Here is an 8,365-nt window from a genome sequence, read left to right as displayed (position 1 = left end):
AAAATACATTATCCTCATGGGCTTATTCAGCTTTTTCGGTAAAAAGGATAACGGGCAATTTGTATCGGCAGAAGCGTTCGAGGAAAAATCGGCAATACAACTCAACATGCTACCCGTACTTATGGAAAAGCTCAGGGAGTTGAATGTTGACGAAGACAGGGAACTCATGCTTGAGTTTTTCTTTTATACCAATACGTATCAAAAAGCCCAAACATTTGCGCAGGAACTATCCAATTTAAACTACCAGGTAAAATATGGCGTTTCTGAAGGGAATAAAAAGCTCTTCATTATTACCGGGTGGACAATTAAAGTAAAAATGAAAGATGCTGTTGTAGCAGCATGGATCAGGCAGATGTGCAGCCTTGGCTATAAATTTGATTGTGAGTTTGATGGCTGGGGTACCATTCCCGATCAGTAATATTATTGTGTACCTGCACGCCTAATTGGCATTCTTAAACTATATTTGAGCAACGTATTTACTCATGAAGATAGTTTTTGCCGCCCTGATAACCTGTTTTGTTGCCTTATCTGCCAAAGCCCAGCTTACCCCGTTTGAGTTAAGTAAGGATAAAAATCACACTGCAACCTATGCCCAGGTGATTGACTACTATCAAGAACTTAATAAGCTGTACCCGCAGCAAATGAGACTCATTAACTACGGTACTACTGATGTAGGCAAACCTTTAACGCTTATTGTACTTTCAAAAGATAAGGTATTTGACCCGGCTACTATCAAAAAGCAAAACAAACGGGTGCTGCTCATCAATAACGGCATTCATCCCGGCGAGCCGGAAGGCATTGACGCCAGTATGATGCTGGTGCGTGATATGCTGAAAAATAACACGCTGCCAAAAGATGTGGTGATCTGCCTTATAGCGCTGTACAATATCGACGGTAACCTTAATCGGGGACTGAGCCGTGTAAGCCAAAACGGTCCATCGGCTTATGGTTTCAGAGGAAATTACCGTAACCTCGATTTAAACCGCGATTTTATAAAGGCGGACAGCCGTAATGCCTTAGCCTTTACCCAGATCCTGACCACATGGAAACCTGAGATTTTTTTGGATAACCACACCAGCGATGGTGCGGACTACCAATATGTAATGACGCTCATTGAAACCCAAAAAGAGAAGCAAAACCCCGTCCTGGCCGATTATACCACCAAAACGCTTACTCCGTACCTGTATAGCAAAATGAAAAAGAGCGGATACGAAATGATCCCCTATGGTGCGGGTGAAGAAGGTTTGCCGGATTCGGGCATTGTAAGTTTTTTGGAAACACCACGCTTTGCTACCGGGTTTACTGCTCAGCATAACATTATCAGCTATATCACCGAAACGCACATGCTGAAGCCTTTTGACAAGCGGGTATATGCCACTTATGATTTTATGCAGCACCTTATTGAAATTAATCAGCGCGATGCCAAACTGATAGGTGAACTGAAACGCAAAGCCGACGAGCAGGTAACACAGCAAAAAAACTTTGCATTGAGCTGGGCGGTTGATATGGATAAGGTTGATACTATCACTTTTAAAGGTTATGAAGCAGGCCATAAAACCAGTGAGGTTAGCGGCTTGCCAAGACTGTATTATGACCGTGATAAACCCTATGCCAAAACCATAAAATATTATAACACTTATAAAGTTACTGCAACAGCCTATAAGCCGGTGGCCTATGTAATTCCGCAGGCCTGGGGCAAGGTAATTGATCTGTTTAAGCTGAACGGAGTACAAATGAAACAACTGGCACATGACACCACACTTAACCTGCAAATGTATTATATAGCCGATCTGAAAACCCCGGCACGGCCTTTTGAGGGGCATTACCTGCATACCGGCGTAAAGCTTAACCCGGTTGATATGCCAGTTAAATTTTATGCCGGCGATTATGTGGTATATACTAACCAGCCAATAAACCGTTATATCGTGGAAACGCTGGAACCGCAGGGTGTCGACTCATTTTTTGCATGGAACTTTTTTGATTCGGTGCTGGGCGAAAAGGAGTATTTTTCGGATTATGTTTTTGAAGATATTGCTGCCGATCTGCTAAAAAAAGATCCTTCAATTAAACAAAAACTGGAGGATGCCAAATCAAAAGATCCGGAACTGGCCAAAAATGCCGAAGCGCAGCTGATGTTCGTTTACCGCAATTCGCCTTATTTTGAAAAAACTTTTATGCGCTACCCTGTAGGCAGGCTTTTAATTAATACCAAACTCGACCTTAAATAAATGGAATACTTACAAACGGCCCCGGTGGCTTGTGCTATTTTCGCAATAACTATTATTACTTCGCTTTTAGCCTTTTCAAACAATAACCTGTACGGTCGCATGATGCTGCATCCTTACACCGTTTCGCGCGGTAAAGATATCCACACCATAATCACCAGCGGACTTATTCACCGTGATTGGATGCACTTGTTTTTCAATATGCTGTCGTTCTATTTCTTCGCTTTTGGGCTTGAACCTTTATTGGGGCACGTTCAATTTGCCATATTGTATACCGTGAGCCTGATACTGAGCGATATGCCTACTGTGCTTAAACACAAAGATCATTACAGCTATTACAGTTTGGGCGCATCCGGAGCGGTAAGTGCGGTTATTTTCAGTGCTATATTATATAACCCGCTGGCCCAAATGATGATTTTGCCGATACCAATTCCTATCCCGGCAGTGATATTTGGTGTATTATATTTAGTGTACTGCCACTTCGCATCTAAATACTCGCGCGATCAGATCAACCATGATGCACACTTTTATGGTGCGCTGAGCGGCTTAATGATCACCATTATATTTCACCACGAAATTTTACCCGACTTTTGGCAGCAGATTACAATGGCAGTTTCAAATCTTGGCCATTAATAAATTCCCCATCAGCATTAAATAAAAAGCTCATAGGCTTCTCGGGGTTCTTGATGATCTCTAACAGCAGGAACCCCCAGTTTTTCCAGAAGTTTTCCAGTACCTGTCCGTAAGTTTTGTTCATCCAGTCATCAAACAAAGGCTTACTGCTGGTGCCACGCAGGGGCAGGGCTTCTAATGAAATGGTATCGCCAATATTGAAAATATCATATTCGGGCAGGCGGTTAAACAGGTAAGCCGAATAAAAGAACCTTGCGTTTAGCTCTTCAAACTGAATGGGGTGCAATATGTTATCGGCAATTTTATCTAAAGCCTCTTTATGGTAACGGGCATTGGCACCGTTATCCTGCAGGCAAATGATCATGCCAAAATCTTTGATGCGCAGTGAAAAGGTGAGCGTATTGATCTCATCACGATAGCCAAAGACGTTTTCGGCATTATCAACCTTAAACAAAACCAGGCTGTAGGGCTTAAAGCCATCGAACTCAATAGGGAGATTGAGACTTTGCAGCATCATGTGCAGGTTATTGAATTTATGGATGATGGATTGCGAAATATTAAACGCCTCGCCTTGTGAATGCTGGAGCTTGATGCCTGCCTGGATCTCATTAAAAATAATCCCGTACAGCAATTTACCCGCCCACAGGAACAGTTTATCCTCATCAAGCACTTTCAAGGCCTCGTAACCGGTATCAAAAGCAGCAGCAATTTCGTTTTCAAGCGGTTCAAGATATAGCTCGTTAACTTCGGCGGTGCAGGGCAGCTTCAGGTCTTTGTAGGTCGCCATACTTTCGTCAAGCAGTTTAAACGGCTTATCTTCCAGCTCGTAACGGCTCATGAGCCATTGCGGAAATACCTGGATCTGTTCCTCGGGCGAATTAAGGATTTGCCCCGTAAGGAAACATTTATTGTTGCTGAAATTGAAATTGGTGAACGGTGAATAAATTTGTGCCGGCATGGCCGCAAAGATAAGCACGATTTTCATACTAAAATTTTAGCTTTGGTTTTTAACATGGAACTGACATATCAACCCTACGAGCTTCTGCTGAAGCATGCTTTTACTATAGCCAAATTTTCGCGCACCTCTACACCGGTTATGCTGGTACAGATCAGTCACGAGGGCAAAATAGGCTACGGCGAGGCCTCCATGGTGCCCTACATGGGCGAAAGCCATCAAAGCGCTACCGAATTTTTGAGCAAGGTTGATATCAGTCAATTTAGTTATCCTTTTGATTTTGGAGCGATCATTAATTATCTTGATACTATAGCACCCGGCAACCCGGCCATTAAAGCGGCCATTGATATCGCCCTGCATGATCTCGACGGTAAACTGAAGCAGCAATCCTGTTGGCAATTGTTAGGCAGCAACCCTACGCTGATGCCTGTTACCAGTTTTACCATAGGTATTGATACGCCCGAAATGATCATCAAAAAGGTGAAAGAGGCCGAGGGTTTTAAAGTGATCAAGGTTAAGTTGGGCAGGGATAGCGATAAAGAATTGATCAATACCATCCGTTCGGTAACTGATGTACCCCTTTATGTTGATGCCAACCAGGGCTGGACAGATTTGCAGCAAAGCCTTGAAATGACTTACTGGCTGCATGAGCAAGGCGTACAATTGATAGAACAGCCCATGCTTAAAACCGATCCCGACAGCAATGCCTGGCTTACCGAGCGCAGCCCCATTCCCATTATTGGCGATGAAGCTGTTCAACGATTTGAAGATGTGGAAAAAGCTAAGGGTGTTTATACCGGGATTAATATCAAACTGATGAAATCGGCCGGGCTGTATGAAGCAAAGCGGATGATAGATAAAGCCCGCGAGCTTGACCTGAAGATCATGATAGGCTGTATGACCGAAACAAGCTGCGCCGCACTTGCCGGACTGGCCATCGCCCCCCAGGCAGACTGGGTTGATCTTGACGGCCCCTTTTTGGTAAGCAATAACCCGTATGTAATGCCCGAATTTAGTGAAGGAAAATACATATTGAATAATGATGCGGGCTTAGGGCTTAGGTTTTAAGAGCTTTTAGCTTCTATATAAATCCATATTCTGCAAACCATCCTTGCCTCTTATCGGTTATCCTAATACATCTAAATAAAAAACATCATGGATAAATTAGAAATAAAAGGCGGATGGAATGAGCTGAAAGGAAAAATCAAACAAGCTTATGGTGATCTTACCGACGATGACCTTACCTGGCAGGAAGGCAAAGACGATGAAACACTTGGCAAGCTTCAGCAAAAAACGGGCAAAACCCGCGATGAGCTGGTGAAGTGGATCAATAGTTTATAAAATTTGAAAAGCTCCGGGAACGGGGCTTTTTTATTGAAATAGTTTGGACACTTCAATATCAAAACCAGGCAATTTCCAACGATTATTAATTCCGTCGAAACTATTATCCCCAGCTACATTGTTGAGGATTGTTAACTTTGCCTGATGAAAGTTACCAAACCAACCATACTTGTTGTAAATGACGATGGTATTACCGCACCGGGAATTAAAGCCCTCATGGATGCCATGGCCGAAATTGGCCGCGTTGTAGTTGTTGCTCCGGATAGTCCGCAATCGGGCATGGGGCATGCTATCACCATTGGTAAGCCCTTACGATTAGACCAGGTTGATATTTACGAGGGCATTGAAATGTACCGTTGTTCAGGCACTCCTGTTGATTGCGTGAAGCTTGCAGTTAACAAGATCTTTAAAGGTCAAAAACCTGATCTCTGTGTTTCGGGGATCAACCATGGTTTAAATAACTCTATCAATGTGCTGTATTCAGGCACCATGTCGGCAGCGGTTGAGGGAGCTATTGAGGGGATTCCATCAATAGGCTTTTCTTTGGATGATTATACCTTACAGGCCGATTTTGAGCCCTGCATTAAGTTTGTAAAAGAATTGGCTTTACAGGTTTTGGCCAACGGCTTACCGCAAGCCAGTTTGTTGAACGTAAACTTCCCGAATACAAAACATATTAAAGGCATTAAAATTTGCAGGCAGGCAGCGGCCAAATGGGCCGAAGAATTTGATGAACGTGTTGATCCGCATAAAAGACCTTATTATTGGCTTACAGGTGTGTTTCAATTGAACGATGGTGGCGAAGACACCGATGTTTGGGCTTTGGATCAGGGCTATGCTTCGGTTGTTCCCGTGCAGTTTGATATGACTGCCCACCACGTAATTCCCTATTTAAACAATTGGAAGTTTAACGTATAAGCATGCTTAATAAAAACAATACATCTACAGGCTTATTACTGGGCGCTATATTGCCGGGCATAAGCCTGCTTGTTTTTTGGTTCCTGCTTAAAAATCAGGTTGTTTTCATGAACAAACCGGGTATTCCGTACTTTACCGCGTTTGCTATTAACCTATTCATCATCCGTTATTGCTATGCCAAAGGTGCTGATAAAACAGGCAATGGTATCGCTATGATCTCACTTTTGTTTATGCTGGCGATATTCATATTTAAACTGCAATCCTTATAATGAAATATTACCTGGTAGCCGGCGAAGCCTCTGGCGATTTGCACGGGGCTAATTTGATAAAAGCCCTCAAAGCGCTTGACCCGCAGGCCGATTTTCGTTTTTTTGGCGGCGACCTGATGCAGGCCGAGGGCGGTACACTGGTAAAGCACTACGCCGATATGGCATTCATGGGTTTTGTGGAAGTGATTGCCAACCTGCAAACCATCCTCAAAAACATGAAGTCGTGCAAGCAGGATATTTCGGCCTATCAGCCAGATGTGCTGATATTGATAGATTTCCCTGGCTTTAACCTCAAAATAGCTGATTACGCCAAAGCACAGGGCTTTTTGGTTTGCTATTATATTTCGCCAAAGGTTTGGGCCTGGAATCAAAAACGGGTGCTTAAGATCAAACGCATTGTTGATCACTTGTTTTGTATCCTGCCTTTTGAGGTAGCGTTTTATAAAGAATGGGGAATGGAGGTTGATTATGTAGGTAACCCGTTGCTTGATGCTGTTTCGGCATTTAAAGCAGACTCGGGCTTTCTTCAAAAAAATAATCTCACCGGCAAAAAAATTATAGCACTACTACCCGGCAGCCGAAAACAGGAGATCAGCAGGTTACTGCCGGATATGATTGAGGCATCGGTTAATTTTCCAGAATATCAGTTTGTAATTGCAGGGGCACCAGCCTTCCTGGCAGATTATTACGTGCCTTATTTAAACGGAGGGAATATCCCTATTGTATTCAACGCTACTTATGATTTGTTAAATCATGCCCATGCGGCTATTGTAGCTTCCGGCACTGCAACGCTTGAAACGGCGTTGTTTAACGTACCTCAGGTAGTAGTTTACAAAGGAGGGAAATTAACGATAGCCATAGCCCGCATGCTGGTAAAGCTCAAATTTATATCCCTGGTAAACCTGATCATGGATAAAGCAGTGGTAAAAGAACTCATCCAGGAGGAATGTACCGCTAACAAGATAGCTGAAGAGCTAAATCTGATTGTCAATGATTCACCCTATCGCCAAACCATGCTTGATAATTACGATGAGCTTGACGTGCGGATGGGGCAACCTGGGGCATCGGCCAAAACAGCCGGGTTGATTGTTAAATATACTAAGGCCGGGAAGTAAGAACAGACTCTGGCTGCACTGTGTTAAGCTAAAGAAATCCCCCAGAGGGGGTACAGGTTTGTAGCAATAATCTATCCAACATAACCGTGCCAGAGGTACGAAACACCGGAGTTGTGTACCTCTGGCACACGAGACATCCATTTATTTTATTTCTACAAACCTTTTGCACCTCTGGTGCAGCCTGTCCGGCTCTGAACTCAATGATATTGCTAAGGGCGGCAGCTTTTATCCCTTTAGGTCTTTATCTCTTTATCGTTATTTTCTTCAGGCTTCAGCTCCGATTGAATGATATCCTTTTCCAGTTGTTTTTCATCTTTCTGATTGCGCCTGATGATCCATACCAGTAATATAATAACCGCAATAACTACAATGATTACTATAGGATAATTAACCTGATCCATAACGTTGTATTTATGTAGATTCTATTAATTAATTTCACAAACGGTAATCAAAACAACAATCCCCGATTCGCTTTTAGCTTTCTGCCTTTCGCTTTCAGCTTTTATTTTATTCGTGTAATATCAATATCGCCTTAACCGATTTGTTCATCACCTGGTTAACCGTGCTGCGCGTAAATAAACGGTATACTATATTATGGTGATGTTTCACCAGGCAGAGCATATCTGTTTCATGCGATTGGATAAAATTCATGATCCCGTTTAGGGCGCTGCTATCCTGGATATAATTAAATTCAAGATCAGTGTGCTTGATCAGGTCGCGCAGGCGGGCTTCCCAAACCTCTACTTGTTGCAGGTCGGTTTTTTCGGCCACATAAAGCACCTGCATTTTAGCCGAGCCAAACGCCTTGATCATTTCATTTAAAGCATTTACATCAACAGCTGAAAGGCGGGTTTCAAAGTCGGTGGCCAACGTTATCATCGGCACATTTTCAAACTTACTTTCCAGCGG

Annotated in this window: 11 protein-coding genes; 8 read left to right on the top strand and 3 right to left on the bottom strand. The window is 43.2% G+C overall.

Features of this window, described 5'->3' with window-relative positions; all coding sequences use genetic code 11:
* The 3 genes from VF500_RS08920 to VF500_RS08910 form a co-directional block, all read left to right on the top strand.
* Window positions 1–418: ribonuclease E inhibitor RraB (locus VF500_RS08920; protein ID WP_330859343.1), on the top strand; the 418-nt coding region annotated here is incomplete at its 5' end.
* A gap of 64 nt (window positions 419–482) precedes the next feature.
* Window positions 483–2,228: a M14 family zinc carboxypeptidase gene (locus VF500_RS08915; protein ID WP_330859342.1), complete on the top strand. Its 1,746-nt coding sequence runs from the start codon at window positions 483–485 to the stop codon at window positions 2,226–2,228.
* Window positions 2,229–2,858 (top strand): rhomboid family intramembrane serine protease, encoded by a 630-nt coding sequence (locus VF500_RS08910; RefSeq protein ID WP_330859341.1) that lies wholly within the window; start codon window positions 2,229–2,231, stop codon window positions 2,856–2,858.
* Here VF500_RS08910 and VF500_RS08905 read toward each other — a convergent pair.
* Complete coding sequence (locus tag VF500_RS08905) at window positions 2,827–3,843, bottom strand: hypothetical protein (protein WP_330859340.1); 1,017 nt, start codon at window positions 3,841–3,843, stop codon at window positions 2,827–2,829. The genes VF500_RS08910 and VF500_RS08905 overlap by 32 nt on opposite strands.
* 27 nt (window positions 3,844–3,870) lie before the next feature.
* Here VF500_RS08905 and VF500_RS08900 point away from each other — a divergent pair, with 27 nt between their 5' ends.
* The 5 genes from VF500_RS08900 to lpxB all read left to right on the top strand — a co-directional run bounded on the left by VF500_RS08900 (window position 3,871) and on the right by lpxB (window position 7,456).
* The gene (locus VF500_RS08900) at window positions 3,871–4,881 is read left to right on the top strand and encodes a dipeptide epimerase (protein WP_330859339.1); all 1,011 of its coding nucleotides are present in this window, start codon (window positions 3,871–3,873) and stop codon (window positions 4,879–4,881) included.
* A gap of 87 nt (window positions 4,882–4,968) precedes the next feature.
* Window positions 4,969–5,154, top strand: a complete 186-nt coding sequence (locus VF500_RS08895) for a CsbD family protein (RefSeq protein ID WP_091208858.1) — start codon at window positions 4,969–4,971, stop codon at window positions 5,152–5,154.
* Between the two features lie 144 nt (window positions 5,155–5,298).
* Complete coding sequence (gene surE, locus VF500_RS08890; RefSeq protein WP_330859338.1) at window positions 5,299–6,072, top strand: 5'/3'-nucleotidase SurE; 774 nt, start codon at window positions 5,299–5,301, stop codon at window positions 6,070–6,072.
* A gap of 2 nt (window positions 6,073–6,074) precedes the next feature.
* Window positions 6,075–6,341, top strand: coding sequence for a hypothetical protein (locus VF500_RS08885; protein WP_330859337.1), 267 nt, complete (start codon window positions 6,075–6,077; stop codon window positions 6,339–6,341).
* Window positions 6,341–7,456, top strand: a complete 1,116-nt coding sequence (gene lpxB / locus VF500_RS08880; RefSeq protein WP_330859336.1) for a lipid-A-disaccharide synthase — start codon at window positions 6,341–6,343, stop codon at window positions 7,454–7,456. The genes VF500_RS08885 and lpxB overlap by 1 nt, the downstream gene beginning before the upstream one ends.
* 233 nt (window positions 7,457–7,689) lie before the next feature.
* On the opposite strand, the gene VF500_RS08875 is transcribed toward lpxB, so the two are convergent.
* On the bottom strand, window positions 7,690–7,857 hold the full coding sequence (locus tag VF500_RS08875; RefSeq protein WP_330859335.1) for a hypothetical protein: 168 nt from the start codon (window positions 7,855–7,857) through the stop codon (window positions 7,690–7,692).
* Between the two features lie 106 nt (window positions 7,858–7,963).
* On the bottom strand, window positions 7,964–8,365 hold a 402-nt coding region (locus VF500_RS08870), incomplete at its 5' end, for a hypothetical protein (protein ID WP_330859334.1).

Source organism: Mucilaginibacter sp., from assembly GCF_036383575.1.
In the GTDB taxonomy this organism is placed as follows: Bacteria; Bacteroidota; Bacteroidia; order Sphingobacteriales; family Sphingobacteriaceae; genus Mucilaginibacter.
Note: the sequence above shows the minus strand (reverse complement) of the source record. Positions and strands in the feature narration are given on the sequence as shown.

Excerpts from the sequence above, each read along its gene's own strand:
- lpxB (WP_330859336.1), top strand. The coding sequence starts at position 6,341 with ATGAAATATTACCTGGTAGCCGGCGAAGCCTCTGGCGATTTGCACGGG.
- VF500_RS08900 (WP_330859339.1), top strand. The coding sequence starts at position 3,871 with ATGGAACTGACATATCAACCCTACGAGCTTCTGCTGAAGCATGCTTTT.
- VF500_RS08895 (WP_091208858.1), top strand. The coding sequence starts at position 4,969 with ATGGATAAATTAGAAATAAAAGGCGGATGGAATGAGCTGAAAGGAAAA.
- VF500_RS08905 (WP_330859340.1), bottom strand. The coding sequence starts at position 3,843 with ATGAAAATCGTGCTTATCTTTGCGGCCATGCCGGCACAAATTTATTCA.
- VF500_RS08915 (WP_330859342.1), top strand. The coding sequence starts at position 483 with ATGAAGATAGTTTTTGCCGCCCTGATAACCTGTTTTGTTGCCTTATCT.
- surE (WP_330859338.1), top strand. The coding sequence starts at position 5,299 with ATGAAAGTTACCAAACCAACCATACTTGTTGTAAATGACGATGGTATT.
- VF500_RS08885 (WP_330859337.1), top strand. The coding sequence starts at position 6,075 with ATGCTTAATAAAAACAATACATCTACAGGCTTATTACTGGGCGCTATA.
- VF500_RS08910 (WP_330859341.1), top strand. The coding sequence starts at position 2,229 with ATGGAATACTTACAAACGGCCCCGGTGGCTTGTGCTATTTTCGCAATA.
- VF500_RS08875 (WP_330859335.1), bottom strand. The coding sequence starts at position 7,857 with ATGGATCAGGTTAATTATCCTATAGTAATCATTGTAGTTATTGCGGTT.